The organism is Caballeronia jiangsuensis, assembly GCF_046030135.1.
In the GTDB taxonomy this organism is placed as follows: Bacteria; Pseudomonadota; Gammaproteobacteria; order Burkholderiales; family Burkholderiaceae; genus Caballeronia; species Caballeronia jiangsuensis.
In genome coordinates, this window is the sequence record NZ_JAQQDB010000003.1 from 288,704 (window position 1) to 314,647 (window position 25,944).

20 protein-coding genes and 2 pseudogenes are annotated in these 25,944 nt (G+C 64.2%); 11 read left to right on the top strand and 11 right to left on the bottom strand.

Features of this window, described 5'->3' with window-relative positions; all coding sequences use genetic code 11:
- Positions 1–50 precede the first annotated feature (50 nt).
- Positions 51–2,450 (bottom strand): phosphoketolase family protein, encoded by a 2,400-nt coding sequence (locus PQR08_RS05140; RefSeq protein WP_250484591.1) that lies wholly within the window; start codon positions 2,448–2,450, stop codon positions 51–53.
- Positions 2,451–2,613: 163 nt separating this feature from the next.
- Positions 2,614–3,906 (bottom strand): glycosyltransferase family protein, encoded by a 1,293-nt coding sequence (locus PQR08_RS05145; RefSeq protein WP_250484592.1) that lies wholly within the window; start codon positions 3,904–3,906, stop codon positions 2,614–2,616.
- Positions 3,907–4,079: 173 nt separating this feature from the next.
- Between PQR08_RS05145 and PQR08_RS05150 the strand changes: the two genes are divergently transcribed.
- Positions 4,080–8,447 carry an Lhr family helicase gene (locus PQR08_RS05150; RefSeq protein WP_408161077.1) on the top strand — a complete coding sequence of 1,456 codons (4,368 nt, stop codon included), beginning with the start codon at positions 4,080–4,082 and terminating at the stop codon, positions 8,445–8,447.
- A 36-nt stretch (positions 8,448–8,483) separates the two neighbouring features.
- Here the strand turns inward: PQR08_RS05150 and PQR08_RS05155 are convergent, their stop codons facing one another.
- Entirely contained in the window at positions 8,484–8,705 is a 222-nt protein-coding gene (locus PQR08_RS05155; RefSeq protein WP_035501985.1) for a hypothetical protein, read from the bottom strand.
- Between the two features lie 456 nt (positions 8,706–9,161).
- Between PQR08_RS05155 and PQR08_RS05160 the strand changes: the two genes are divergently transcribed.
- Entirely contained in the window at positions 9,162–11,306 is a 2,145-nt protein-coding gene (locus PQR08_RS05160; protein WP_250484594.1) for a serine/threonine protein kinase, read from the top strand.
- 49 nt (positions 11,307–11,355) lie between these two features.
- Here PQR08_RS05160 and PQR08_RS05165 read toward each other — a convergent pair whose 3' ends face one another.
- Complete coding sequence (locus tag PQR08_RS05165; RefSeq protein ID WP_408161078.1) at positions 11,356–12,051, bottom strand: phasin family protein; 696 nt, start codon at positions 12,049–12,051, stop codon at positions 11,356–11,358.
- 69 nt (positions 12,052–12,120) lie between these two features.
- Here PQR08_RS05165 and PQR08_RS05170 point away from each other — a divergent pair, with 69 nt between their 5' ends.
- The gene (locus PQR08_RS05170) at positions 12,121–12,312 is read left to right on the top strand and encodes a DUF2964 family protein (protein WP_035501982.1); all 192 of its coding nucleotides are present in this window, start codon (positions 12,121–12,123) and stop codon (positions 12,310–12,312) included.
- A gap of 16 nt (positions 12,313–12,328) precedes the next feature.
- On the opposite strand, the gene PQR08_RS05175 is transcribed toward PQR08_RS05170, so the two are convergent.
- Positions 12,329–12,703: a DUF3564 family protein gene (locus PQR08_RS05175; RefSeq protein WP_238213998.1), complete on the bottom strand. Its 375-nt coding sequence runs from the start codon at positions 12,701–12,703 to the stop codon at positions 12,329–12,331.
- 23 nt (positions 12,704–12,726) lie between these two features.
- Here PQR08_RS05175 and PQR08_RS05180 point away from each other — a divergent pair, with 23 nt between their 5' ends.
- Together PQR08_RS05180 and PQR08_RS05185 are read left to right on the top strand one after the other, a co-directional pair.
- The gene (locus PQR08_RS05180; RefSeq protein ID WP_187606369.1) at positions 12,727–12,873 is read left to right on the top strand and encodes a hypothetical protein; all 147 of its coding nucleotides are present in this window, start codon (positions 12,727–12,729) and stop codon (positions 12,871–12,873) included.
- A 383-nt stretch (positions 12,874–13,256) separates the two neighbouring features.
- Complete coding sequence (locus PQR08_RS05185; RefSeq protein WP_250484596.1) at positions 13,257–14,246, top strand: zinc-dependent alcohol dehydrogenase family protein; 990 nt, start codon at positions 13,257–13,259, stop codon at positions 14,244–14,246.
- A gap of 24 nt (positions 14,247–14,270) precedes the next feature.
- Here the strand turns inward: PQR08_RS05185 and PQR08_RS05190 are convergent, their stop codons facing one another.
- Together PQR08_RS05190 and PQR08_RS05195 are read right to left on the bottom strand one after the other, a co-directional pair.
- A complete protein-coding gene (locus PQR08_RS05190; protein ID WP_250484597.1) occupies positions 14,271–14,978 on the bottom strand; it encodes a Crp/Fnr family transcriptional regulator in 708 nt (235 codons plus the stop codon).
- 77 nt (positions 14,979–15,055) lie between these two features.
- A complete protein-coding gene (locus PQR08_RS05195; RefSeq protein WP_250484598.1) occupies positions 15,056–15,709 on the bottom strand; it encodes a glutathione S-transferase family protein in 654 nt (217 codons plus the stop codon).
- A 209-nt stretch (positions 15,710–15,918) separates the two neighbouring features.
- Here PQR08_RS05195 and PQR08_RS05200 point away from each other — a divergent pair, with 209 nt between their 5' ends.
- Positions 15,919–17,310, top strand: a complete 1,392-nt coding sequence (locus PQR08_RS05200; RefSeq protein ID WP_250484599.1) for a polyhydroxyalkanoate depolymerase — start codon at positions 15,919–15,921, stop codon at positions 17,308–17,310.
- 3 nt (positions 17,311–17,313) lie between these two features.
- Here PQR08_RS05200 and PQR08_RS05205 read toward each other — a convergent pair whose 3' ends face one another.
- Genes PQR08_RS05205 through PQR08_RS05215 form a run of 3 tightly spaced genes read right to left on the bottom strand, consistent with a single transcriptional unit; the run spans position 17,314 to position 19,712 of the window.
- Complete coding sequence (locus tag PQR08_RS05205; protein WP_250484640.1) at positions 17,314–18,660, bottom strand: ATP-binding protein; 1,347 nt, start codon at positions 18,658–18,660, stop codon at positions 17,314–17,316.
- A gap of 23 nt (positions 18,661–18,683) precedes the next feature.
- Entirely contained in the window at positions 18,684–19,397 is a 714-nt protein-coding gene (locus tag PQR08_RS05210) for a response regulator (RefSeq protein WP_035501976.1), read from the bottom strand.
- A gap of 12 nt (positions 19,398–19,409) precedes the next feature.
- Positions 19,410–19,712: an EF-hand domain-containing protein gene (locus PQR08_RS05215; protein ID WP_250484600.1), complete on the bottom strand. Its 303-nt coding sequence runs from the start codon at positions 19,710–19,712 to the stop codon at positions 19,410–19,412.
- Between the two features lie 249 nt (positions 19,713–19,961).
- Here PQR08_RS05215 and PQR08_RS05220 point away from each other — a divergent pair, with 249 nt between their 5' ends.
- The 4 genes and pseudogenes from PQR08_RS05220 to PQR08_RS05235 form a co-directional block, all read left to right on the top strand.
- Positions 19,962–20,300: a hypothetical protein gene (locus PQR08_RS05220; RefSeq protein ID WP_238213993.1), complete on the top strand. Its 339-nt coding sequence runs from the start codon at positions 19,962–19,964 to the stop codon at positions 20,298–20,300.
- A 36-nt stretch (positions 20,301–20,336) separates the two neighbouring features.
- Positions 20,337–20,738, top strand: a complete 402-nt coding sequence (locus tag PQR08_RS05225) for a DUF3303 domain-containing protein (RefSeq protein WP_313761185.1) — start codon at positions 20,337–20,339, stop codon at positions 20,736–20,738.
- Between the two features lie 187 nt (positions 20,739–20,925).
- Complete coding sequence (locus PQR08_RS05230) at positions 20,926–21,762, top strand: 3-oxoadipate:acetyl-CoA acetyltransferase (RefSeq protein WP_187606362.1); 837 nt, start codon at positions 20,926–20,928, stop codon at positions 21,760–21,762.
- 522 nt (positions 21,763–22,284) lie between these two features.
- Positions 22,285–22,833: pseudogene (locus tag PQR08_RS05235) on the top strand (ESPR domain-containing protein); the annotation flags it as partial.
- A gap of 56 nt (positions 22,834–22,889) precedes the next feature.
- Here the strand turns inward: PQR08_RS05235 and PQR08_RS05240 are convergent.
- Positions 22,890–23,867, bottom strand: a complete 978-nt coding sequence (locus tag PQR08_RS05240) for a hypothetical protein (protein ID WP_250484601.1) — start codon at positions 23,865–23,867, stop codon at positions 22,890–22,892.
- Between the two features lie 106 nt (positions 23,868–23,973).
- Between PQR08_RS05240 and PQR08_RS05245 the strand changes: the two are divergent.
- Positions 23,974–25,869: pseudogene (locus PQR08_RS05245) on the top strand (YadA family autotransporter adhesin); the annotation flags it as partial.
- Between the last annotated feature and the right edge of the window lie 75 nt (positions 25,870–25,944).

Genomic DNA, 25,944 nt, shown 5'->3' on the forward strand with positions numbered 1-25,944 from the left:
CGCCCGGTGGAACGTTGCTCGTTCGCCGGGCGTTTTTCATCCGCTCCGCCTCAATCCTTCCACGTCCACTCACGAATCTCGTCGCGGTCGATGCCTTCCTCATGCGCATACCGCACGCTCTCGATGATCTGATTCTTGAGCCATTCCTTGGTATGCGCGCCGCTGCCGGCGATGCGCGGCACGCGGTCGATCACGTCGATCGCAAGCGTATAGCGGTCCACGCCGTTGATGATCGCGAGCTCGAACGGCGTGTTGATGTTGCCGCGCTCGCGATAGCCGTGCACGTGCATGTTCTCGTGATTCGTGCGGTTATACGTGAGCTTATGCACGAGCGTGGGGTATGAATGGAAGTTGAAGATCACCGGCTTGTCGCGCGTGAAGATCGAATCGAAATCGCGATGCGACAGGCCGTGCGGGTGATCCGTGTCCGGCAACAGCCTGAAGAGATCGACGACATTGACGAAGCGGATCTTCAGATCCGCGCAATTCGCCTTCAGGATTTCGACGGCCGCGAGCGCTTCCATCGTCGCGATATCGCCCGCGCACGCGATCACGACATCCGGCTCCGCACCCTGATCCGTCGAAGCCCAGTCCCAGATGCCGATACCCTTCGCGCAATGCACGATCGCATCACGCATGCTCAGATACTGCAAGTGCGGCTGCTTGTCCGCGACGATCACGTTGACGTAATCATGCGTGCGCAGGCAGTGATCCGCGACGCTCAACAGGCAGTTCGCGTCGGGCGGCAGATAGATGCGCACGACGCCCGGGCTCTTGTTCGTGACGACATCGAGAAAACCGGGGTCCTGATGCGTGAAGCCGTTGTGATCCTGACGCCACACGAGCGACGTGATAAGCAGATTGATCGACGGCACCGGCGCGCGCCAGTCGAGCTCGTTCTTCGCCTTTTCCAGCCACTTCGCGTGCTGATTGAACATCGAGTCGATCACGTGCACGAACGCTTCGTAAGTCGCGAACAGGCCGTGACGGCCGGTCAGCACGTAGCCTTCGAACCAGCCTTCGAGCGTGTGCTCGGAGAGCATCTCCATCACGCGGCCATCGATGGAGAGCGCGCCGCCGTCGGCGTCTTCGGGCAGCGTTTCTGCGAGCCAGCGCTTGCCCGATGCTTCGTACACGCCGTCGAGCTTGTTGCTGGCGGTTTCGTCCGGGCCGAAAAGACGGAAGCTCGTCATGTTGCGACGGATCACGTCGCGCAGAAAGGTGGCGAGCACGGCCGTCGGTGACTGATAGACGCTTGCCGCGCGCTTGAACTCGAACGCGTAATCGCGGATATCGGGCAAATCCAGCGACCGGCGCAGCAGGCCGCCGTTCGCATGCGGATTCGCGCTGATGCGTCGCGTGCCTTCGGGCGCGAGCGCGCGCAGCGTCTCGATCAGGCGGCCGTCTTCATCGAACAGTTCCTCCGGCCGGTAGCTGCGCAGCCAGTCCTCCAGCAGCGCGAGATTGCGATGATTGCTGGCCGGATCGGCGATCGGCACCTGATGCGAGCGCCAGAAATTCTCGACCTTATGGCCGTCGACTTCCTTCGGCCCGGTCCAGCCTTTCGGCGTACGCAGGACGATCATCGGCCAGCGCGGGCGCGTCACGTTTTGCGGATCGGCGCGCGCGTTCGTTTGAATGGCGCGGATCTCGCCGACGCAGCGTTCCAGCGTCGCCGCCATGCGCTGGTGCATCTTCGCCGGGTCGTCGCCTTCGACGAAATGCGGCGCGTAGCCGTAGCCCTTGAAGAGGTCTTCCAGCTCGTCGTGCGGAATGCGCGCGAGGATCGTCGGATTGGCGATCTTGTAGCCGTTCAGATGGAGGATCGGCAGCACAGCGCCGTCGGTCGCCGGATTGAGGAACTTGTTCGAATGCCACGACGTGGCGAGCGGGCCGGTCTCCGCCTCGCCGTCACCGACGACGGTCGCGACGATCAGATCCGGATTGTCGAACGCCGCGCCGAACGCGTGCGAGAGGCTGTAGCCGAGCTCGCCGCCTTCGTGTATCGATCCCGGCGTTTCCGGCGTGCAGTGCGAGCCGATGCCGCCCGGCGACGAAAACGCGCGAAAGAGCCTGAGCATGCCGCGCTCGTCGGCGCTGCGATCAGGATAGATTTCCGAGTAGTGGCCTTCGAGCCAGGAATTGGCGAGCGTCGCGGGCGCGCCGTGGCCGGGGCCGGAGACGAACAGCACGTTCAGGTCGTCGCGCCTGATCAGCCGGTTCAGATGCACCCACACGAATGACTGCCCCGGATCCGAGCCCCAGTGGCCGAGCAGTCGCCGTTTGATGTGCTCGGGCCTGAGCGGCTCGCGCAGCAGCGGATTCGCGCGCAGGTAGATCATGCCGGCCGACAGATAGTTGCAGGCTCGCCAGTAGGCGTCGATCTTTGCGAGGAGGTCGGCGTCGAGGGGCGTTTCCGGAGGGGCCGTGCGAAGGACGTCGTCGTTCAATTGCGTCTCCTTGGCGAGTGGGAGGATTGGTCGAGCGTCGGGCGTGCGGATTCGCGCAAGACGGGGGCCTGCGCGTCGTTCAATGATCGGAAATGTTTGTGGCGTTATGTTGGCAAAGATGGTGCGGCGCGGGCCGGGCGCCGCGAAACATCATAAGGGCGCGTCATTCCATCGCGGCGAGACGCAGGTCGTGGTCCATCAGAAGCGCCCGGTTGTCATTCCACATACCGATATAGTGGACCATGAAGCTGTCCGGACGCCGATAGATCCACGGCGTGTTGATGTCGATGAAGGACGACACGTGCAAATCCGGCCGCTCCTCCAACGTCTGTACGAATCGACTTTGATCGCCCATGCTCGCGTAGACGTCGGACTTGTCTTCCAGTTTCGCGCACTCATCTATCACGCGTGCCAGGGCGTCGTAGTTTTGCTGATTGCGCTGGAAGCCCATGATGCCGGAGTTGAAGGCCCACGTTCCCGCATCGCGCGCAAGCACGATGTCGCGTCCGTGCGTGAAGGGTTCGAGCCGCTGGTTCATGTCGTTGATGAGCACGTCGGCGTCGAGCCAGAACACCCATTGATGATCCGGCAGGTACTCGCGCAGCAGCGCGGCCTTGAACCAGTTGCCGGAAGTCTTGCCGTCGTTCAGTTGCGCCGGGATGTCGCGATGGACGTAGAGCGTGTAGCCGTGACGCTCGCAGTAGCGCGTGAAGTTCGTCTCCGCGATGCGCCCGTAGTTCGCGACATTCGGCGTATAGAGCGCGACGAGCGCAATCGGCCGGTTCGGCTGGACAACGCTGTGCGTCGACGTTTCGCGCACGCCGGTGTCGGCGAGCGTCATAAAGGGCAGGCCGCGCACGCGGCACTCGTTGATGTGCTCGATGAGCGCCGTGCGAAAGCGGCGATGCTGCTTCTCATCGCGAACGCTGATGGAGAACACCTTCCACTTGGCCCAGATGCTGTCGAGGTTGGGCGCTGCCGGGAGGACGAAGTGCACATCATCGCCAACGCGATGCTGGAACGGGCATGCGGTGAACGCGTGCAGCAACCCGGCCTCGCGTTCCGGCAGCACGACCCCGAAACGGCAGCGCTCGACGAGATCCGCGACCTTCTCACGGACCGCCTGCGTGTTGCGGAACATGAGGACGTCGGTTTGCGGCAGTTCGGAATCAACGCAAACGATGAGCCAGTCGCGGCCCGCCATCATCTCGGGCAGCGGCATCGAGCGCAGGATGGCGGCGTTCTCGCTCAGCAACAGCACGATTTCGTTGGATTGGGCCTGCGCGAGATGGCGCAGAAGCGTTTCGTACTTATAGAGCCAGCGGGCGTGGTCGCTGCTGCCGGACAGTTCGGAGAAGTCGATCTCGACGTGGCGATAGCCGTGCTCGCGCGCATAGTGGCGATGGTTGACGAGCGTCGCGGGCGCGTGGTCGAAAAGAAGGCTGATGACGATCATGGAAGCTGTGAGCGAATGGGAAATTGCGCTTCGGCGCACGAGGCGGCGCCGCATTAAGAGCCGCTCGGTTGAGCGAACCGTCTAGCTTCGCCCGAAGACCGATTTGTCCGGATGGGAACTATCCGAAAACCGCACGCAGTACGCCATTTTTCAAGCACTCATAGAATGTCCGAATGATCCGAAAATCCGCTTCAGAGGCAGACGCCCTGCAAGGCTTCCATCCGGCCGTCGCCGGCTGGTTCCGCTCGCGTTTTCCCGCGCCGACCGCCGCGCAGGCGCGCGCGTGGCCGCTCGTCCACGCGCGCCGCTCGACGCTCGTCGCCGCGCCGACGGGCTCGGGCAAGACGCTCACCGCCTTTCTCGCCGCCATCGACGAGCTCGTGCGGGACGGCGTCGCGCTCGGCGGGGCGCTGCCGGACGAGACGCGCGTCGTGTACGTGTCGCCGCTGAAGGCGCTGTCGAACGATATCCATGTGAATCTGGAGGAGCCGCTCGCGGGCATCGCACAGACGCTGCGAGAAGCGGGCGTGGCCGCGCCCGAGATCCGCGCGGCCGTGCGCACCGGCGACACGACCCAGCAGGAGCGCAACGCGGTCAAAAAGCGCCCGCCGCATATTCTCGTGACGACGCCCGAATCGCTCTACGTGCTGCTTTCATCCGATTCGGGCCGCGCGATGCTTTCGACCGCGCGCACGGTGATCGTCGACGAAATCCATGCGGTCGCGGGCAGCAAGCGCGGCTCGCATCTGAGCCTTTCGCTCGCGCGGCTCGACGCGCTGTGCGAAGACGCGGGCGGCGAGCGGCCGGTGCGCGTCGGTTTGTCGGCGACGCAAAAGCCGATCGAACTCGTCGCGAAGTTTCTCGTCGGCGAAAATGAGCCCTGCGAGATCGTCGATGTGGGCCACGTCCGTGCGCGCGATCTCGCGCTCGATATCCCGCCGATGCCGCTCGAAGCGATCATGTCGAACGATATGTGGGAGCGCGTCTACGACCGCCTCGCGGAACTCGCCGGACAGCATCGCACGACGCTCGTCTTCGTCAACACGCGCCGCATGGCCGAGCGCGCGGCGCGGCACTTGACTGAGCGCCTCGGCAAGGAAGCGGTCGCGGCGCATCACGGCAGCCTCGCGCGGGAACATCGGCTGGACGCGGAACAGCGGCTGAAGCGCGGCGAGTTGCGGGTGCTGATCGCGACGGCTTCGCTGGAACTGGGCATCGATATCGGCGATGTCGATCTCGTCTGCCAGATCGGCTCGCCGGGGTCGATCGGCGCGTTTTTGCAGCGCGTCGGGCGTTCGGGGCATCACGTCGGCGGCGTGCCGAAAGGGCGGCTTTTTCCGACCTCGCGCGACGATCTGATCGAATGCGCGGCGCTTGTCGATTGCGTGCGGCGCGGCGAACTCGACGCGCTGACGATTCCGCGCGCGCCGCTCGACGTGCTCGCGCAGCAGATCACCGCCGAAGTCGCGTGCCGGGAGTGGGGCGAAGACGAACTCTTCGAGCGCATCACGCGTGCGTATCCGTACGCGATGCTCGACCGCGCGCATTACGAGGCCGTGCTGCGCACGCTCGCGGAAGGCTATACCGGCCGGCAGGGCGTGCGCGCGGCTTACGTGCATCGCGATGCCGTCTCGCGCACGCTGCGCGGCCGGCGCGGCGGCAAGCTGACGGCGGTGACTTCGGGCGGCGCCATTCCCGACAACGCCGATTTCTCTGTGATCCTCGAACCGCAGGGCTTGCAGATCGGGACGGTGAACGAGGATTTCGCCGTCGAGAGCCTCGCGGGCGACATCTTCCAGCTCGGCAATACGTCGTACCGGATCATGCGCGTGGAAGGCGGGCGCGTGCGCGTGGAGAACGCCAACGGCCAGCCGCCGAACATCCCGTTCTGGCTCGGCGAGGCGCCGGGGCGCAGCAACGAGCTTTCGCACGCGATTTCCCGACTGCGCGCGGACATCGACGCGCGGCTCGATGACGGCGTGGATTCCACGGTTGCGTGGCTCGCGCGGGAAAGCGGCATCGGTGACGAACCGGCGCGGCAGATCGTCGATTATCTGGCGCGCTCGCGTGCCGCGCTCACCGTGCTGCCGACGCAGGACACGCTCGTCATGGAGCGTTTCTTCGACGAATCCGGCGGCACGCAGCTCGTCATCCACGCGCCGTTCGGCAGCCGCGTGAATCGCGCGTGGGGTCTCGCGCTGCGCAAACGCTTTTGCCGCACGTTCAACTTCGAATTGCAGGCGGCGGCGACCGAAGACGCGATCGTGCTGTCGCTGACGGGCAGCCACAGCTTCGCGCTCGACGAAGTGTGGCGCTATCTGAAATCGGCGAGCGCGGAACACGTGCTGATCCAGGCGCTGCTCGACGCGCCGCTGTTCGGCGTGCGCTGGCGCTGGAACGCGACCAATTCGCTCGCGCTGCCGCGCTACACCGGCGGGCGCAAGGTCGCGCCGCAACTGCAGCGCATGAAAAGCGAGGACCTGCTCGCGGCCGTGTTTCCGGATCAGGTCGCGTGCGCGGAGAACATCGCGGGCGAGCGCGACGTGCCGGCGCATCCGCTCGTCGAGCAGACCATCGACGATTGCCTGCACGACGCGATGGACAGCGACGCGTGGCTCGCGCTTCTGCGGCGTATCGAAGCGGGCGAAGTGCGGCTCGTCACCCGCGAACTGCCCGCGCCATCGCCGCTCGCCGCCGAGATTCTGTCGGCGCGTCCGTACGCTTTTCTCGACGATGCGCCGATCGAGGAACGCCGCACGCAGGCCGTGCTCGCGCGCCGCTGGACCGATCCGCGCTCGGCGGACGACCTCGGCGCGCTCGATCCCGAGGCGATCGCGAGCGTGCGCGACGAAGCCTGGCCCGATGTCACGAGCGCCGACGAAATGCACGAGGCGCTGACGACGCTCGCCTGCATCGCCGAGACCGAAGCGCAACGCGACCCGCAATGGCCCGCATGGCTCGACGCGCTGGCTCGCTCCGGCCGCGCGACGCGGCTGCGGATCGCGGAGCACGACGCGTTGTGGATACCCGTCGAGCGTCTCGCGTGCGTGCGCGCCGTCTACGAGCACGCGCCGATGCATCCCGCGCTGCACCCGCCGCCCGGCTTCGACGACGCCTGGGCGCCCGACGATGCGCTCGTCGAGATCGTGCGCGCACGATTGTCGGGATTCGGACCGCTGACGGTGCCGGAGATCGCGCGTCCGCTCGCGCTGCCCGCATCGGCGATCGCGCTGGCATTGACGCGGCTCGAAGCGCAGGGCTACGTGATGCGCGGACGATTCACGCCGGGCGCGCAGGCAGAGGAATGGTGCGAGCGCCATCTGCTCGCGCGGATTCATCGCTATACGGTGCGGCGGCTGCGTCGCGAGATCGAGCCGGTCGAGCGCCAGGATTTCATGCGCTTTCTGCTCGAATGGCAGCGCGTCGCGCCCGAAGCGCATGGCGAGGGCCGCGATGCGCTGGGCGCCGTGCTGGAGCAGCTCGAAGGATTCGAGGCGCCCGCCGTCGCGTGGGAGGATGAAATTCTGCCGGCGCGCATCGCCGATTATTCCGGCATGTGGCTCGACGATCTGTGCCGCGCGGGCAAGCTCGTGTGGACGCGCCCGGCGGGCCGTTCGCGCGCGTCGGGCGGTCCGGTGCGCGGCACGCCGATCGTCCTGCTGCCGCGCCGTCATCTCGATGCGTGGAACGGGCTGATGCGCCCGGACGAAGCGCCGCAGCTTTCGTCGCGCGCCGAACGCGTGTTCGATGCGCTGAAGGCCCACGGCGCGATGTTCTTCGACGAGCTTCTTAGCGACGTGCGTCTCTTGCGCACCGAGCTCGAAGACGCGCTCGGCGAACTCGTCGCGCTCGGGCTCGTCAACGCCGACAGCTTCGCGGGGCTGCGCGCGCTGCTCGCGCCCGCGGCGAAGCGCAACGCGTTCGCGCGTCGTCCGAGGCGCGGCGGCCTCTTCATCGGCGGAATGGACGATGCCGGGCGCTGGGCGCTCCTGCGCCGCGCGAAGCCGGACGATGCGCGCGAGGAAGGCGATATCGAGCACGTCGCGCGGACGCTGTTGCGACGCTATGGCGTCGTGTTCTGGCGGCTTCTGGAACGCGAGGCGCAATGGCTGCCGCCGTGGCGCGACCTGCTGCGTGTCTATCATCGGCTGGAAGCGCGTGGCGAGATTCGTGGCGGGCGCTTCGTCGCCGGGCTGGCGGGCGAGCAGTTCGCGCTGCCCGACGCGGTGCCGCTCCTGCGCGACATGCGCAAGCGGCCGAAGGACGGCGCGTTCGTCGCGCTTTCGGCGGTCGATTCGCTCAATCTCGTCGGCACCTTGCTGCCGGGCGAGAAGGTGCCGGCGCTCGCGGGCAATCGTGTGCTGTATCTCGACGGCCTGCCGGTCGGCGCGGTGGTTGCTGGCAAGACGCGCTATTTCGGCGATGTCGAAGGAGAAGGGCGCGAGCGCGTGCGTCTCGCGCTCGTCAAGCGCTCGGCGCGTTCGCTGGGTACGTCGTTCGGAAGCGGGATGACGGGCACCGGCATGCCGGTGCGCCATTGAAGCAGCGAGGGATGCGATCCCTCGCTATTGCCGACGTCACTTCTTCGTGACGATCTTGGTCGTGAACGGCCCGGTTTGGGCGGCCGGCACGTCCTTCACCGGCACGCCCGGATAATCGACGACACGATTCGTGTTCGACGCCGGCCGGATGCGGAACGACGCCCGCGAGCCCTCACGCGCGCCGCCGACGATCGTGTGCATCGCCTGCCTGTCGAGTTCGACGCTGTCGGCGAGATCCCTGATTTTGAGGACGGCCATGGATGTTTCCTCCAGAATGGGGAGTCGTAGTCGAGTATAGACAATCCGCCTTGCCGCGCCGGACCGACTCCACGATCCGGCGCGCCATACTTCGGTCGGCAAACGCCGATGGCGGCGAAAGGCGCATGCCTTCTGCCGCAAGGACGTTCGCTATTTCTATTGCGAAAGCCGTGCCAAGGCGCGGTACGTACCCAGATAAATCGCGCAAGGCCATGATTTGCCAGCGTTTTATCCGGTGCCGTCCATAATCGGAACAATGACGCGGCGCGCGATCTGCCGCCGCAGCGCCGACACTCGCCACCGATGTGTCGGTCTCCGAACGACATGTGCGCGATGCCGCTCATGATCGAAAACGCCATTTGCGAAAGCGTCATGTGAAGGCTAGTATCGAACGAGCACCGGGGTTTTGTTACTACAAGTAGTTTCGATCGATTGGAGACGCATCGCGACGCACAGATGACAAGTTTTGCGCAAGCGATTCGTACTTTTCGGGGCGACGGCGGGTCGCGCGACGAGTTCTTCGCAGGAGTGGACGGCGCATTGGCGACCGAGCAGACTCCGGCGAAGCGGCTCATGGAAATCCTCGACGAGGAGCATGCGGCGCGACCGTTGCCTCCCGACATCTATGCGGCCATCCGCCGCCGCATCGAGCATACGGGGCGCATGCGTCCGGAAGCCGATTCTCCCACGGGCCCCGCGAGCCGCGACGAGACGCGTCTGCAAACCTCACCCGGCTTTGCGCCGCCGCAGTCACGCGATCCGAGCAGCGGCACCGGTAGCCAGGCGACGCAGGTGATGGTCGATCACGATCAGCAGATGAAAGGCGTCGGCGACACGCTCAACAGCCGCTTCGTGCTGGAGGAATGTCTCGGCATCGGCGGGATGGGCACCGTGTACAAGGCGCTCGATCTGCGCAAGCTCGAAGCGTCGGATCGGCGGCCGTATGTCGCGATCAAGGTGCTCAATCTCCAGTTCCGCGGCAATCCGAAATCGCTGATCGCGCTCCAGCGCGAGGCCCGCAAGGCGCAACAGCTCGCGCACCGGAACATCGTCACTGTTTACGATTTCGACCGCGACGGCCAGATCGTCTATCTGACGATGGAATATCTCTCCGGCCAGCCGCTGTCCCGATTGCTTCGGAACCCGAATTTCAAGGGCATGCCGTTCTCCGAGGTCTTTCCGATCTTCAAGGGCATGGCCAACGCGCTCGCCTACGCGCACGAACGCGGATTTGTCCACTGCGATTTCAAGCCGCCCAACGTGTTTCTGACGGACACGTCGGAAGTGAAGGTGATCGATTTCGGCATTTCGCGCGTCATTCAACGGCCCGAGGAAGAAACCGAAGCGACCGTGTTCGACCCCGGCAGTCTCGGCGCGATGACACCCGCGTATGCGAGCCCGGAGATGATGGAGCATCGCGAACCCGATCCGCGCGACGACATCTACGCGCTCGGCTGCATCACGTATGAACTGCTGACGGGCAAACATCCGTTCGACCGCGTGCCCGCGCTGCAGGCGAGAAGCGCGGGCATGAAGCCGCAACGCCCTGAGCATCTCGGCAACAGACAGTGGAAAGCGTTGAAGGCCGCGCTCGCGTTCGAGCGCGAGGCGCGCACACCGACCGTCGCGCAATTCCTCGAAGAGATCGCCGAGGAGCACGCCGCGCCGTCCGCGGGCCGCAAGCAGAAAAAGGGCGGCGCGCCGAAGCTCGCGATCGGCGCGGCCGCGGTCGTGGCGGCATTGATCGCCGGGGCGGGTTATTACTTCTACGACCAGTCGGGACGCGGCGAGGAAAGCGCGCGCGAAGCGCCGTCGCGCCCATCGGAAGGAAGCGCCACGGGCTCGGTCACCACGCACGCGCCCGAGAACGCGGCGCCGGCTTCCGCGGTGGCGATCACGCCCGCAGCGCCGCCGACACCCGTTCCCGAACTCACGATGGCAGCCGTCACACCCGTGCTCGCGAGCGTGCCGTGTTCGGCGCTCGTCGCGTCGGTGCACGATCAGACCGTCGACGTGCAGGGCTTCGTGTCGCAGAAATTCGGTCTCGCGCGCCTGAAGGAAACGCTCGGCCGCGTGCCGGGCGTGAAGACCACGAACTTCGGCGTGCAGCAGGTCGCCGATGACAAGTGCGATCTGCTCAAGGTGTACGGCCCGTTCTGGACGGCCAACCGGCAGTCGGGCAGGCCCGCGTCGGTGCACACGCGGTCGCGCGCGACGCGTCTTATCGAAGGCGATCCGCTGATCATCGATCTGATGACGCCGGCGTTCGAGTCTTACGTCAACGTCGATTACTTCATGCTCGATGGCAGCGTCGTGCATCTGCTGCCCAACACGCGCTCGCGCGACAACCAGGCGCCGGCGAACTACACGGCGACCATCGGCACGATGGGCGACTGGGTCGTCGGCAAGCCATTCGGTTCGGAGATGATCGTGCTGACGGTCACGCCCGCGCCGCTCTTCGATTCGGCGCGCCCCGACAGCGAGGCGAAGCCCGAATATCTGCGTGCGGTCGAGAAACGCCTTTCCGCGCTGACGGGCAAGTACGGCCGCGACCGCGTGGCCGTCGATATTTTCCAGATCACGACGCAGGGAAAGAAATAAGGCCGGCTCTCCGTTACCGGACGCCGGCCTGGTAAAAGACGCGCGAGGCTTAGCTCTTGGGCTTCTCGATAGACGCCTTCAGTTCCTTCAGAGCGTCTTCCATACGCTTGCTGACGAGCGCATAGGCTTCCGCCTGAGTCTGCTGAGTGGTGCGCGCGATGTCCTGCATGTCGGCGAGCGCGTTGTGCAGCGCGCGTTGCACGACTTCGTTGGCGTTGAACGGAGGTTGCGTCGACGTACTGGCGAATTGCTTTGCGATGTTTTCCAGATCGCTCAAGGTACGCCGCAGAATTTCGACCTGTTTGTCGCGCAGCGCTTCCATGCCGCCGAATGCGACGCGGTTGGTCGCCGCGAGCGCTTCCACATCCTTGCGCCGCGATTCCATGATCGCGGTGACGTCGAACCCCGGAAGCTGGTACTGCTGGAACATGGCGGCAAACTGGCTGAACGGGTCGCTGAAATTTTGATTCATCGTGCCTCCCCAGTGTTCTGTCGGTCGAATGCGAGCCATTCTTGCGGGCAAAGGCGAGGATGACCCGGGCAGCATGCGCCGTGCGCGCGAAACCATGCCAATGCGCGACGAGCACCTGATACTACCAATATAAGCGCCGGAAATGGGGCAAGGGAAAACACCAGAACGAGCGATCGTTATCGCCGGGAGCGTCCGGCGAAGCAGGTTGATGCAGGTCAACGCATGCCGCGCCGCGCAAACGACCATGAAATCATGCCGGCGCGATATCGGCATAAAACCCGATGTGGCCGCGAACCGCGACCACGCGAGCGGCCAGCGCCGTCCGATGCTCGGGAGAACATCATGATCAATGGTGAAGGGCGCATCGTCGCGGCCTTGGGCGCCGTGTTCGTGACGCTGGGCGGCATTCATGCTTCGTTGCGCGGCCTGCTCTTCGACGAGACGGCCGTGATGTATTACGGCGTGCTCGCGATTCTCGTCGGGGCTGCGTCGTTCGTCGTGATGCTCACACCGTTTCCGAGCGACGAGCCCTGACGTTCCCGCACTTCGATCAGATTCCCTCCTCGCCGGCGAAGACGCCGTGCTCCGCCTTGATCTGTTCGCGGTCGATGCACTGCACGTGCCAGCGTCCGGTGCTCTTCGTCGCCGTGCCGTCCGCATACCACAGCACGCGTCCGGCGAGGCCTTCGCACGGGCCGTCGGGTGCGTCGACGTCGAGGCGTTCCAGCACGCAGATCGGGTCGCCGACTTGCTGGCCGCAGATCATCGTGCCGTTCGAACCTGAGCGCAAGCCTCCCCAGTCCGGCACTTCGACCGCCTGGTGGCCCTCGCGCGACCAGCGGCGAGTTTCCTTGTCGAGCCACAGGATGGCGTAGGCCGCCGATTGAGCGCCTTCGAATCCATCCAGCTTGACCGTGATACGCATGTCATCCTCCATGAAACGATTCGATGGACGAGACGCTCAGCACTTTCGCACTGGCCATGAGCGTCGTCGATGAATGGCGGCTTGCGCCGCGCGTATTGTTAAGGCGTTACTGCGCGGCCCAAACGGACCGCGATGACAGGTTCGAACTGCGCGCGGCGGATAAGTTTTAACGCCGCGCATGTAATGGGTTCCATCGCCGATGCGACCGTGAATTGCGCCGCGCTGCAACAGCGATGACAGTCGAACCGATAAAGCAAGACCGATGCCGAAATGCCGCTTCGCTTCTGAACTGCATGGCTTTAGTTTAGTACGACAATCTGACGCTTCGGAGACAAGCATCGGAGGCACATTGCCGCATGCCCGCGCGATCGACGGTCGATGAATGCGGCGCATCATCGTGCGATGTCACGTTACATCGACGCTCGCTGGTCGTGCATACGTGCACCACGCCGGCTTCGCGCGCCCCACGGCATTGCCGACGCGCACGATATGTCGATCCACTCGCAACGCAAGGCGCTGCACTGCACTATCGACAAATTCAGGAGACGTACTCATGCGTGCAATGGTTTTCGACGGCAACGCTCCCGTTCTGCAAATGCTCGATGTGCCCGATCCCACGCCGCGCGCGGGCGAACTGCTCATCGACGTTCATGCGTGCGGCGTGTGTCGCACGGATCTGCATGTGGTCGACGGCGAGCTCGCTCATCCGAAGCGGCCGGTGATTCCGGGGCACGAGATCGTGGGAACGGTCGCGCAACTCGGCGCTGGCGTGACGGACTTCGCGCCCGGCGATCGCGTGGGCGTGCCGTGGCTCGGTCATACATGCGGGCACTGCCGCTACTGCGCGGCGGGCCGCGAGAATCTGTGCGATACGCCCGGCTTCACGGGCTATACGATCGACGGCGGCTATGCGGAACGTGTCGTCGCCGATGCGCGCTATTGCCTGCATCTGCCGCAGCGTTATTCGGATGTCGAAGCGGCGCCGCTCCTGTGCGCGGGACTTATCGGCTATCGCACGCTCGCGATGGCGGGCGATGCGCAGCGCATCGGCATCTATGGCTTCGGCGCGGCCGCGCATATCGTCGCGCAGGTGGCGAACCATGAGGGGCGTTCGGTCTACGCGTTCACGCGTCCGGGCGATACCGCAGCGCAACGGCTCGCGCTCGACCTGAAGGCGCACTGGGCGGGCGGCAGCGACGAGACGCCGCCCGACGAACTCGACGCCGCGCTGATCTTCGCGCCGGCCGGCGCTCTCGTGCCCGCCGCGCTCAAGGCAGTGGCAAAGGGCGGCGCCGTGGTGTGCGGCGGCATCCACATGAGCGACATTCCTTCGTTTCCGTACGAGTTGCTATGGGGCGAACGCCGCGTCATGTCCGTGGCGAATCTCACGCGCGAGGACGGGCGCGCGTTCATGGACATCGCCGGGCAGTTTCATCTCGATCTGCACACGACGCCTTATCCGCTCGACGAGGCGAACCGCGCGCTCGCCGACCTTCGTGAAGGCAGGCTCACGGGCGCGGCCGTGCTCACGGTGCGCGCGTAGGTCGGATAAAGCGACGAACGTTCGTCAGTGATGTTCGAGCATCGTGCGATCCACGATGCGCACCTGCCGTCCATTGAGCCCGATCGCGCCCTCGCGTTGCAGCTTCGAAAGCGTGCGGCTCACGGTTTCCAGCTCCAGGCCCAGATAGCTGCCGATATCCGCGCGGGTCATCGGCAGGATCAGTTCGTTCGCCTGTTCGCCGACGGACGAGGCGCGCGCATCGAGCCGTTCCGAGAAATCGAGCAGGAAGGCGGCGACGCGCTCGCGCGCGGGCATCGTGCCGAGCATCAGCGCGAGCCGCGACGCGCGCACGATTTCCGCGCTCATGATCGCGAGCAGTTCGTGCTGCATCGCCGCGTATTCGCGGCACAAGGGTTCGAGTATGCCGACCGGCATGATGCGCACGACACTCGATTCGAGCGCGATCGCATCGCTTTCGTGCCGGCCTGTGCACACGCCGTCGAGGCCGAGCGTTTCGTCCGTGAAGTGGAAACCCGTGACCTGCGTGTGCGGGGCGCTGTCGTCGTTGGCGCTGGGAAAGGTCGCGACGGTCTTGAAGCATCCGCTTTGCACCGTATAGATGCTGCGTAGCGGCTCGCCCATGCAGTAAAGCGCGTCGCCGCGCTCGACGGTGCGCGTCGGGAACGGAATGGCGTCGGCGTCGGAGAAGCGGACGTGCAGCGTCGGCGCGGCGCGCCTGGCCGAAATGCCTGGATCGATTGACGGTTCCATGACGGATTTCCTCCCACAGACCCAGTATGGTTCACGAACGAAGGAAAGGAAAACCCGCGCGTCGGCGCTGGGGCGTTTCAGAATTCGATATCCAGCTCGTCGATCTCTTCGGCTTCCTGCTGCGCATCCGCGATCCACTGGCGCATTTCCGGCATCGCGAGAATGCGCTCGCCATACGCGACGATATCGGGGTCGAGCTTCACGTCGTAGGTGACGAATCGCGTGACGACGGGCGCGAACATCGCATCCGCGCACGAGCGTTCGCCGAACAGATACGGACCGCCGTATTGCGCGAGGCACTCGTGCCAGATGGTCACGATGCGCTCGACGTCGGTCTGCGCGCGCGCCCACACCTTGAAGCCGGGAAAATGCGCCTTGAGATTCATCGGCAGGGCAGAACGCAACGCGGCGAAGCCCGAATGCATCTCGCCGCAGATCGACCGGCAATGCGCGCGCTCGGCACGTTCCTTCGGCAGCAGTCCGGCATCGGGACATACTTCGTTCAGATATTCCGCAATCGCGAGCGTGTCCCAGACTTTGATGCCATCATGAAAGAGACAGGGCACGAGAATCGATGGCGAAAGCAGCAGGAGTTCGGCGCGCGCGCCGGGATCGTCGGCGGGCATCACGACTTCATCGAACGGCAGCCCGCTGAACTTCGTGAGCAGCCAGCCGCGCAGCGACCAGGACGAATAGTTCTTGCTGCTGATGGTGAGCGTGGCGTTCGCCATGAGCGTCTCCTCGGACGTCGTGCACCAGGACGGATCGAGCATGGTGCGTGTTGGCACCGAAAGGCGGCAAAACGCGCTCGTGAATGGTATCAGTGCAAAGGGTATGCCAATTGTTCAGTCGGGTGAGCCGCCGCCTCGGTCGACTGGCATAGCTATTGCCTTATTTCGACGCTCCATATCGACGCATGCGCCGCCCGCGTGCAAGAGAGATGAATCCCTTTGCTTACGCGGGCTATCAGGCCTGGTCCGATTCGATGCTGCCGATACGCCATGCCGCCGCGCTCGTCGAGGGCGCGCTGCGGGTCTGGACCGAGATCGGCGCAACGCCGCAGGGCCGCGGCCTCACGGCGATCTGCGAGCTGATCGAGCTGTCCGGGCTCACGCATACTCGCCCGGCGTTCGATATCGCGGAAGTGGACGTCGATGGCAAGCCGATGCGCGTCGTGGAAGAGGTCGCGGCGCGCACGCCGTTCTGCGACCTGCTGCATTTTCGCAAGGACGATTTGTCCGTCGCGCAGCCGCGCGTGCTCGTCATCGCGCCGATGTCCGGCCACTTCGCGACCCTGCTGCGCGGCACCGTGCGCACGATGCTCGCGGACCACGATGTCTATATCACCGACTGGCGCAATCCACGCGACGTCTCGCTGATGCACGGCCGTTTCGGTTTCGACGAATACGTGCACCACCTCATCGACTTCATCGAAACGATCGGGCCGGGGACGCATCTGCTCGCGGTGTGTCAGCCGACCGTCGCGGCGCTCTCGGCGGTCGCGCTGATGGCCGAGGACCGGCATCCCGCCGAGCCGGCGAGCATGACGCTGATGGCCGGTCCGATCGACACGCGCGTGAATCCGACGCGCGTGAACGAGCTCGCGAAGAGCAAACCGATCGAGTGGTTCGAGCGCAACCTGATCGGCATGGTGCCGTTCGGCTTCGCGGGCGCGATGCGGCGCGTCTATCCGGGCTTCGTGCAACTGGGCGCGTTCATGTCGATGAATCTCCCGCGTCACCTCGAATCGTTCGAGGAGATGCACTATCAGCGCGCGAAGGGCGACCCCGCGCAGGCGGACGCGATCCGCGTTTTCTACGAGGAATACTTCGCGACGATGGACCTCACCGCGGAGTTTTATCTGGAAACCGTCGATACCATCTTTCAGCGGCACGCGCTGCCGTTGAAGCAGCTCGAAGTGCGCGGCCGCAAGGTCGATCCGTCGGCGATCCGGCGCACCGCGCTCTTTACCGTCGAGGGCGAGCGCGACGACATCTGCGCGGTCGGTCAGACGCTCGCCGCGCAGGATCTGTGCGACAAGCTGCGGCCTTACCTGAAGGCGCATCACGTGCAGACGGGCGTCGGGCACTACGGCGTGTTCAACGGCAAGCGCTGGGAGCGGCAGATTTATCCGCGCATCCGCGCCTTGATCCACGATAACGAGCCGAGTCCGGCCGGCGTCAACGCGCGTGCGCAGCCGCTGGTCCCGTTGCAGGCGATCGCGCCGCTCGCGCGCGAATCGACGGTCGTCGAGGAACAGGCGCAGGCGGCGCAGCAGGGCGGCGGCAAACAGGCGATCGCCGATCCCGACGACGCCCACGCAACGGAATAGCCGCTAGCTCGCCGCCACGCCCGAAAGCGGCAGCACGATGCGCGCTTCCGCGCCGCCGCCTTCGCGCGCGCGCAATTCGAGCGTGCCGCCGTGCAGCCGCGCGATGCGCTCGACGATCGCGAGACCCAGCCCCGTGCCTTTCGGCTGGCCTTCGCCGCCGCCGCGTTTGAACGGCTGCTTGAGCGCTTCCGGATCCTGTCCGCCGAGTCCCTTGCCGCGATCCGCGATCACGACGCAGGCGGCCTTCGCCTGCGTATCCGTCCACGTGCGCACTTCCAGCCCGACGACGCCGTACAGCACCGCGTTCTGCATCAGGTTCATGAGTATGCGCATCATGCTGATGGGGCGGAACGGGAACGGTTCGATAGCACCGAGATCGAGCGCAAACTCGTGTCCCAGTCCCGCAAAATCGGCTGCGAGATTGGCGACGAGTGCGTTGAGATCGCCGACGATGGGCGTCTCCTTCGCGCCGCTGCCCGCGTAATCCATGAACTGCTGAAGAATCGTGTCGATGGTGTCGAGATAGCCCTCCGCCGATGCCGCGAACGACGCGTCCTTCGACGGTACGGAGGACATCGCCATGGCGAGGCGCAACTTGGTCATCGGCGTGCGGATGTCGTGCGAGATGCCCGCGAGCATCAGTGCGCGCGTCGCTTCGGCCTCCTTGAGCGCCGCCGTCATGCGATTGAATGCGCCGCTCACCTGCGCGATTTCGGTCGGGCCGTCCGTCGGCAGGACGCCGGGCTCGCCGCCCGCGGAAACGAGCCGCGCGGCATCGGCCAGATGCGCGAGCGGGCGATTCAGGTGACGCTGGATCACATAGGCCGTCGCGAACGCGAGCGCGCCGAGTCCGAGCGAAAGAAGGAGGGCGGTCACGAGGCCGTCGTCGTGCGCGGCTTCCGGCACCGGCAGTGCAAGCCAGCGCGGCTCGCCCGACAGATGCGCGCGAATCCACAATCGTTGCTGGCCGTCGTCGGCCGTGTCGCTGCCTTGCCAGCGCACAAGCATGTCGGCGGGCAGATGCCGCCGCAAGCTCTCGACGAACGTCTGACGCTGATACGTTTGATAGAAGCGCAGGCGCGATCCCGGCGCCGTCTCGTGCGCGCCGGCGGGCAGCTCGGCGTGGATGTCGAGATGCGCGGCGACGGTTTGCGCGACATCGGGCGGCGTCGTTTTCAGGAGCGTGTCGAGCGTGACGATATAGCTCGCGAAGGTCGCGGCCGCGCGCTCGATGCGCGGCGTCTGGATGAAGTGCAGCAGCACCGCGATCGCGCACACCTGACTCACCGCGACGAGCGCGACGAGCAGCAGGATATTGCGCGCGAAGAGCGAGCGCGGCACGAGCGACACAGGGCGTACGCGAGGCGCGGCGCTCACGATTCGATTTCGGCGAGCAGCATGTAGCCGACGCCCCAGACGGTCTTGATGAAGCGCGGCTTGCCCGAGTCTTCCTCGATGATCTGACGCAGCCGCAGCACCTGCACGTCGATGCTGCGATCGAGCGCATCGTGATCGCGGCCGCGCGTGCGTGCGATGAGGTTGTCGCGGCTCACCGCGCGGTTCGGCGACGAGCCGAGCGCGTGAAGCAACTGCATCTGCGCGGAATGCATTTCGAACGGCTCGCCGTTGCGATAGAGCTTCTGTTTGGCGAGATCGAGACGGAATTCGCCGAAGCGGACGACCTGCTGCGTGTGCGTCGGATCGCCGGCGGCGATCTTCTGGCGGCGCAGCAACGCGCGCACGCGAGCGACCAGTTCCTGCGGCAGGAAGGGCTTGGCGAGGTAATCGTCGGCGCCGGTTTCGAGGCCGATCACCTTGTCGACGGGATCGCCCTTGGCCGTAAGCATGAGGATGGGCAGCGTCTGGCCTTCGGCGCGCAGGCGCTTGCAGACCGAGAGGCCGTCTTCGGGCTCCATCATCCAGTCGAGCACGAGCAGGTCGAAAGGCTCGCGCTGAAGGTAGCGGTCGAGCCGCTTGCCGTTCTCGACGACGCGCACCTCGAAACCTTGCGAACTCAGAAAACGCTGCAGCATGTTGCGCAACTCGGCTTCGTCGTCGAGCACGATGATCTTCGGCAGGATTTCCATGGACGCTCCGGATCAGCGTTGCGCGGCGTGCTCGCGCATGAAGGCTTCGATTTGCGGCAGGGTCACGTAGCCGTTCTTCTGCGTGTCGATCTGGTCGAAGTGCTTGGCCACCATCGGCATGCCCGCCGATGCCTGCGCGCGAGTGAGCTTGCCGTCGTGCGTCGTGTTGGCGCTCGAGAAGCGGGTCTGCAACTGCCCGAGCGCGTGCTCGACGCGCGGGCTCGCGCCCATCGGCTGAGTGGCGGTTTGCGCGCACGCGGCGCCCGACGTGGCGCACGCCGCGCACGCGGCAAGGATGACAAGAAATTTTCGCATGGCTCTCTCCCTGGTCCGGGTATGAATGAATGTCGACGGTGATGTCATTCTATTGAGCCGCGCGGCGAACGCAATCTCGTGAATGCTACGAATCATGTCACCGGATTGCATGCGAGATTGCGCCGACATGCGGCGACACAAGTTAGGGCTCACGGTTCGGGCGACGCTTCGCTATCGTTCTCATCGCCGGCAGATGTGTTTCGTTCACGCTGCCGAAATCCATGACTCACGATGCATGAGGACTTCACCATGAACATCCGTTTGCTCAGCGTTTCCGCCGTTGCCGTCATCAGCCTGACCTGCGCGGAATCCGCGTTCGCCGGAACGAGCGTGCAGGTTTCCTATGTCGCGCCCGCCGTCGTCTATGCACCGCCGCCGCGTCCCGTGTATTACTACGCGCCGCCGCCGAGGCCGACTTATTACTATGTGCCCGCGCGCACCGTGGTCGTCGCGCCCGTGGCGGTCGCCGTGCCGCCGCCTCCGCCGCCGAGGCCCGTCGTCGTCGTGTCGCCTTATGCGGTCGCGCCGGCGGTCAGGATCACCTATGCGCAGCCGGTGCTCGCGGCGCCGGTCGTCGTCGTGCATTGACCGCAATGCGCATCGATCGCGACAAGCAGCGATGCATTGCACGGCTGGCTCGACCGCCTCCTATACTGGATGAACCGCGTCGGGCCCGATGTGCCGATGCGGCGGCGACCCGGCGCCTCGCGCCGTTTCATGGCGTTCCAACAGGAGGATCGAGCCATGCTATTCATCGTCAACTGGACTGCGCAGCCCGAGGTCGAACGACAGGCGGCCGAACGTTTCCTGCAAACTCGCGGTGCGCCGCCCGACGGCATCAGGCTGCTGGGACGCTGGCACGCGATCGGTTCCATCTGGGGTGTGGCCGTATGCGAATGCGACGAAATCGACCCGCTCGCGCGCTGGGCACACGAATGGGCCGATCTGTTCATGTTCGACATCAAGCCGGCGATCACCGACGAGCAGGTCGGAAAAATGCTCGCGGAACACGCGGAGCGGCAGTAGACGAAAAAGCGCGCCGATTCTTCGTACGAACGGCGACTCCGCGAGGACCGGCGCGTTAGGGTTTGTTTGGCTTGCAGCGGAACGCACGATGCCTCATCATTACGAACGTACTAGTTAGTTCAAATTTGAGCGCCGTTCGCGATCCCCGCATTGTTGCCGCAAGGATGGCGCCGTCAAGGAGCGAAGCGTGACCCAATCCCCTACGAAAGAACCCTGCGTGATATCGGTGGCGATCACCGGCTCGGTGCCGCGCAAGAAGGACAATCCCGCGGTGCCGATCACGATCGCCGAGCAGATCGAGAGCACGCACGAGGCGTATGAAGCGGGCGCGACACTCGTGCACCTGCATGTGCGCGACGAAGACGAACGCTCGAGCTCCGACCGGCATCGGTTCGCCGAATTGCAGGAGGGCATTCGCAAGCATTGTCCGGACATCATCATCCAGTTCTCGACGGGCGGTCGCGGACGCTCGTTCGAACAACGCGGCGCGATGCTCGACCTGAAGCCCGACATGGCGTCGCTCGCGACGGGTTCGGTCAACTTTCCGACGATCGTGTATGAGAATCCGCCCGATTTCGTGCGCTCGCTCGCGCAGATGATGCTCGATCACAACGTGAAGCCCGAGATCGAGATTTTCGATCTGGCGATGCTCTATAGCACCGTCGATCTCGTGAATCAGGGCTTGCTGAAGCCGCCCGTTCACGTGCAGTTCGTGCTCGGCGTGAAGAATGCGTTGCCCGCGCGGCTCGAGATTCTCGAGTTCGAAGTCGAGCAGTTGAAGAAGCATTTGCCCGATGCGACGTGGACGGCTGCGGGCATTGGGCGTCATCAGCTCGAAGTGAATCACTGGACGTTGCAGTTGGGCGGGCATTGTCGGACGGGTCTGGAAGACAACGTGCGCTGGGACAAGGACACGCTCGCGAAGAGCAATGCGCAACTGGTGAGCCGGGTGGCGTCGCTGTGTGCGGAGTATGGAAGGCCGGTGGCGACGGCGAAGGAAGCGCGCGAGTTGTTGTCGATTTGAGTGTTGTCTAAGCGGGTCGAGGCGCGCCGTCGGGAAACCGCGGCGCGCTTTTTTGCATTTGCATGGGTGCGGATGTTAGCCGTCTTGCACATGCGATGGACGTGCTGTTCGTCAATCCATTGAGTAATACACGAAATAATATTTAGAAGTGCATAAAATTTCACTCACTTAAATTAATTCTCGAAGCTAAGTTGATTTTCCGCTCTTGATATGCCTCCATAAGAAAGAACTTGATGGAAAGCAGTTGATTAACTTTAAAGGCAACTAATTCGAATTATTTGCTGACATAAGGGGTATTAATTTCGTTCCTTGTTCGCAATACGTGGGCCTTTTAAGATTTTAGGAATTGAACATCGTTATCGAATAGCCAAGAATTGCGCTCGTTCGGAATATCAGCAATGAAGAATTCAACCCTCTTCGAAACCGCTGCCGATTGAGGCGTTCGATAGAAGATAAAGGCATCATTTTCTACCGAAAAGTTAGGATAACGAATCTAGAGCGTAGGGAAATAAGGTACCAGGAATGAACAAGTCGTACGGGGTAGTGTGGAGTCGGGTGTCGGAATGTTGGGTCGTCGTGCCGGAAAACGCAAGAACGAGAGGTAAGGGATCCGCGCGATCGGCGGGCGCCGTGGTCGCGGTTTTGTCGCTAGTGAGTGGGGCGGCGCACGCGCAAGGCGTTCCGAACTCGTTCGCGGTCGGGATTTTAGGCGGGCTGACGCCCGCATGCCTCACGAGTAATACCGGAAGTACGGTGAAGACCGACTCCACCTCATGTAGTGGTCCGGGATCTGGCGGCGCTGGCCTTAGTTACTACGATGGAAATGGCGATCGAACTACTTTCGCCGTAGCGACCTCGAGCACGTTGCAACTCGGCGCGGGCAAAAATCCGCTGCTCACGCTTTCAGCCGGAAGCATTACGGCAGGAAGTGTCCTGAACATGAATACGAACAAGATCATCGGTCTGGATCTCGGGAACATAGGTCCGGGTAGCGATCAGGCGGTCAATGGCAGTCAACTCTACGCCACGCTGTCGAGCACGGCGTCGGCGTTAGGCGGCGGAGCGTCGGTGAATGCCACCGGCGCGTCCATCAATCGACCCCAGTATCCGATTCACGGAACGAACTATCACGATGTGGGAGGCGCGCTGACTGCCCTTGACGACCGCGCGGATTCCCTGTCGACCGGTTTGAGCACGGTGACGTCGAATGTCGGTTCGCTGTCGACCGGGCTGAGCACGGTGACGTCGGGCCTCGACTCTCTGTCGACGTCGACTTCGAGTGGGCTGAGTACGGTGACCTCGGGCCTCACTTCGCTTTCCACCGGCCTCAGTACGGTGACCTCCGGTGTGACCTCACTGTCCACAGGCCTCAGTACGGTGGCTTCGGGCCTCACCTCGCTGTCGGCATCGACCTCGACGGGGCTGAGTACGGTGACCTCGGGTGTCACTTCGCTTTCCACCGGCCTCAGTACGGTGACTTCCGACGTGAGTTCGCTCTCGACGGGCATGAGCACGATCACGTCCAACGTGAGTTCGCTTTCCACCGGCCTCAGCGCGGTGACTTCAGGCGTGAGTTCGCTCTCGACGGGCATGAGCACGATCACGTCCAACGTGAGCTCGCTGTCCACAGGGCTCAGCACGGTGACTTCAGACGTGAGTTCGCTCTCGACGGGCATGAGCACGATAACCTCCAACGTGAGCTCACTGTCCACTGGTCTCAGCACGGTGACTTCCGATGTGAGTTCGCTCTCGACGGGCATGAGCACGATCACGTCCAACGTGAGCTCACTGTCCACCGGCCTCAGCACGGTAGCGTCGGGCCTCGACACGCTATCGACATCGACTTCGACAGGTTTGAGCACGGTGACCTCGGGTCTCGATTCGCTGTCGACATCGACCTCGACGGGTTTGAGCACGGTAACGTCGAACGTCGCCTCGCTTTCGACCGGCCTCAGCACGGTAACTTCCGGCATCACATCGCTGTCGACGGGCATCGATACGCTGTCCGCGTCCACATCCACGGCGGTGACATCACTGTCAACCGGCATCGATACGCTTTCGACCTCGACTTCGAGCGCAGTGGGCTCGCTGTCGACGGGTGTCAATTCGCTATCGGTCGCATTGAACAACACCGTCCAATACGACGATCCGGATCACAAGAGCGTGACGCTCGGCACACTTGGCACGCCCGTTACGCTCAAGAATGTCGCGCCTGGGGCGGTAAACGAAAACAGCGTCGAAGCGATCAACGGCTCGCAACTCTTCGCCACCGCGCAAAGCGCCGCCGACGCGCTGGGCGGCGGATCATCCGTGGACGCCGACGGCAAGATCACCAAGCCGACCTACAAGTTCACCGACAACTCGACATTCAACAACGTCGGCGACGCGCTAACGAATCTCGACGGCCGCGTCACGCAGAACACATCGGACATCAGCATCATCAACACGACGCTGAGTACCATCAACAACGGCGGCGGCATCAAGTACTTCCACACCAATTCGACCTTGGCGGATTCGTCGGCGTCGGGCGTGGATTCCGTTGCGATCGGCGGGAACGCAGTTGCATCGGCGCACAACGCCGTCGCGCTCGGCTCCAACTCGTCGGCGGATAAGGCGAACACCGTATCGGTGGGCGCGGCGGGCGCGGAACGCCAGATCACGAACGTCGCGGCGGGTGGGCAAGACACCGATGCCGTCAACGTTTCTCAGTTGAACTCGACGATCGCGGCCAGCGTCGCGAATACCGTGACGTACGACGATTCGACGCACAGCAAGATCACGCTGCATGCACAGGATCCTGGGGTTCAGGTCAAGATCGATAACGTGGCAAACGGAAGTGTCGCCCTTGGGAGCCACGAAGCGATCAACGGTTCGCAGCTCTTCGCGACCGCACAAAGCGCCGCGGACGCACTGGGTGGCGGAGCAAGCGTGGATGCGAACGGCAAGATCACCAATCCGACCTACAAGTTCACGGACAACTCGAAATTTGAAAACGTCGGGGACGCACTGACAAATCTGGATGGACGCACTGCCCAGAATTCGACCGACATCGACACGATCAACAACACGCTGAACAACATCACGACAGGCGGCGGCATCAAGTACTTCCGCGCCAATTCCACGCTGGCGGATTCGTCCGCGACGGGCGCGGATTCGGTGGCGATCGGAGGCGCGGCGTCGGCGTCGGCGGCCAACTCGGTGGCATTGGGCGCGAACTCGGTGGCGAATCGTCCGAATACCGTTTCGGTCGGCGCGACAGGCGCGGAACGTCAGATCACGAACGTCGCGGCCGGTACTGCGGATACGGACGCCGTCAACGTGTCGCAGTTGAAGCGGGCGGGCCTGATCGATGGCGACGGCTCGACGAAGGCAGCCGTCACCTATGACGCGGGCACGGATGGTAAACCCGACTACACGAGCATTACGCTCGGCAATAACACCGGCGCGACGACGATTCACAACGTCGCGGAAGGTGTGGCCGGCACGGATGCCGTGAACGTGAACCAGATGAACGCCGCGCTCGACCGCGTGACGAACATTGCCGAAAGCGGCGGAAACACATTGTTTGCCGCCGATGGCAATCGCGCCACCGAGGTCGCCAGCGCCACCGGCACGCATGCTACGGCCATGGGCGCGAACGCGAACGCGAGTGCGGACAATTCGGTCGCGCTCGGTGCGAATTCGGTGGCCGACCGGGCGAACACGGTGTCAGTCGGATCGGCAGGCAACGAACGCCAGATTACGAACGTTGCCAACGGCGAGCAGCAAACCGATGCGGTCAACGTTCGGCAATTGAATCTGGCATCGGCGCAGGCGCAAAGCTACACCGATTCGCGCATCGCCGGCGTGCAGAGCCAGATCAACAATGTCGCGAGCACGGCATACGGCGGTATCGCCGCGGCGATGGCCGCAGCGGGATTGCCGCAGCCGACCGCTCCGGGCAGAACCATGGTATCGATCGCGGGCGCGCGTTACGCGAGCGCATCCGGTGCGGCGATCGGCGTCTCGTACGTGACGCAGGACGATCGATGGGTCGTGAAGGCTTCGGGCAACACCAGCAGTTCCGGCAACGTCGGGTTTACGATCGGCGCAGGCCATCAGTGGTAAGCGTCTGACGTAACACCGGAGCAATCGAAGTGGGGGGGGCCCCCCCCCGACCCGCCCCCCCACTTTTTTTTTATG

Bases quoted from the DNA above. Each gene is read 5' to 3' on its own strand.
- PQR08_RS05215 (WP_250484600.1), bottom strand. From the start codon at position 19,712: ATGCGAAAATTTCTTGTCATCCTTGCCGCGTGCGCGGCGTGCGCCACG.
- PQR08_RS05145 (WP_250484592.1), bottom strand. From the start codon at position 3,906: ATGATCGTCATCAGCCTTCTTTTCGACCACGCGCCCGCGACGCTCGTC.
- PQR08_RS05210 (WP_035501976.1), bottom strand. From the start codon at position 19,397: ATGGAAATCCTGCCGAAGATCATCGTGCTCGACGACGAAGCCGAGTTG.
- PQR08_RS05175 (WP_238213998.1), bottom strand. From the start codon at position 12,703: ATGCGTATCACGGTCAAGCTGGATGGATTCGAAGGCGCTCAATCGGCG.
- PQR08_RS05155 (WP_035501985.1), bottom strand. From the start codon at position 8,705: ATGGCCGTCCTCAAAATCAGGGATCTCGCCGACAGCGTCGAACTCGAC.
- PQR08_RS05200 (WP_250484599.1), top strand. From the start codon at position 15,919: ATGAATCCCTTTGCTTACGCGGGCTATCAGGCCTGGTCCGATTCGATG.
- PQR08_RS05150 (WP_408161077.1), top strand. From the start codon at position 4,080: ATGATCCGAAAATCCGCTTCAGAGGCAGACGCCCTGCAAGGCTTCCAT.
- PQR08_RS05165 (WP_408161078.1), bottom strand. From the start codon at position 12,051: ATGCCGATATCGCGCCGGCATGATTTCATGGTCGTTTGCGCGGCGCGG.
- PQR08_RS05160 (WP_250484594.1), top strand. From the start codon at position 9,162: ATGACAAGTTTTGCGCAAGCGATTCGTACTTTTCGGGGCGACGGCGGG.
- PQR08_RS05220 (WP_238213993.1), top strand. From the start codon at position 19,962: ATGAACATCCGTTTGCTCAGCGTTTCCGCCGTTGCCGTCATCAGCCTG.
- PQR08_RS05185 (WP_250484596.1), top strand. From the start codon at position 13,257: ATGCGTGCAATGGTTTTCGACGGCAACGCTCCCGTTCTGCAAATGCTC.
- PQR08_RS05170 (WP_035501982.1), top strand. From the start codon at position 12,121: ATGATCAATGGTGAAGGGCGCATCGTCGCGGCCTTGGGCGCCGTGTTC.
- PQR08_RS05180 (WP_187606369.1), top strand. From the start codon at position 12,727: ATGGACGAGACGCTCAGCACTTTCGCACTGGCCATGAGCGTCGTCGAT.
- PQR08_RS05190 (WP_250484597.1), bottom strand. From the start codon at position 14,978: ATGGAACCGTCAATCGATCCAGGCATTTCGGCCAGGCGCGCCGCGCCG.
- PQR08_RS05195 (WP_250484598.1), bottom strand. From the start codon at position 15,709: ATGGCGAACGCCACGCTCACCATCAGCAGCAAGAACTATTCGTCCTGG.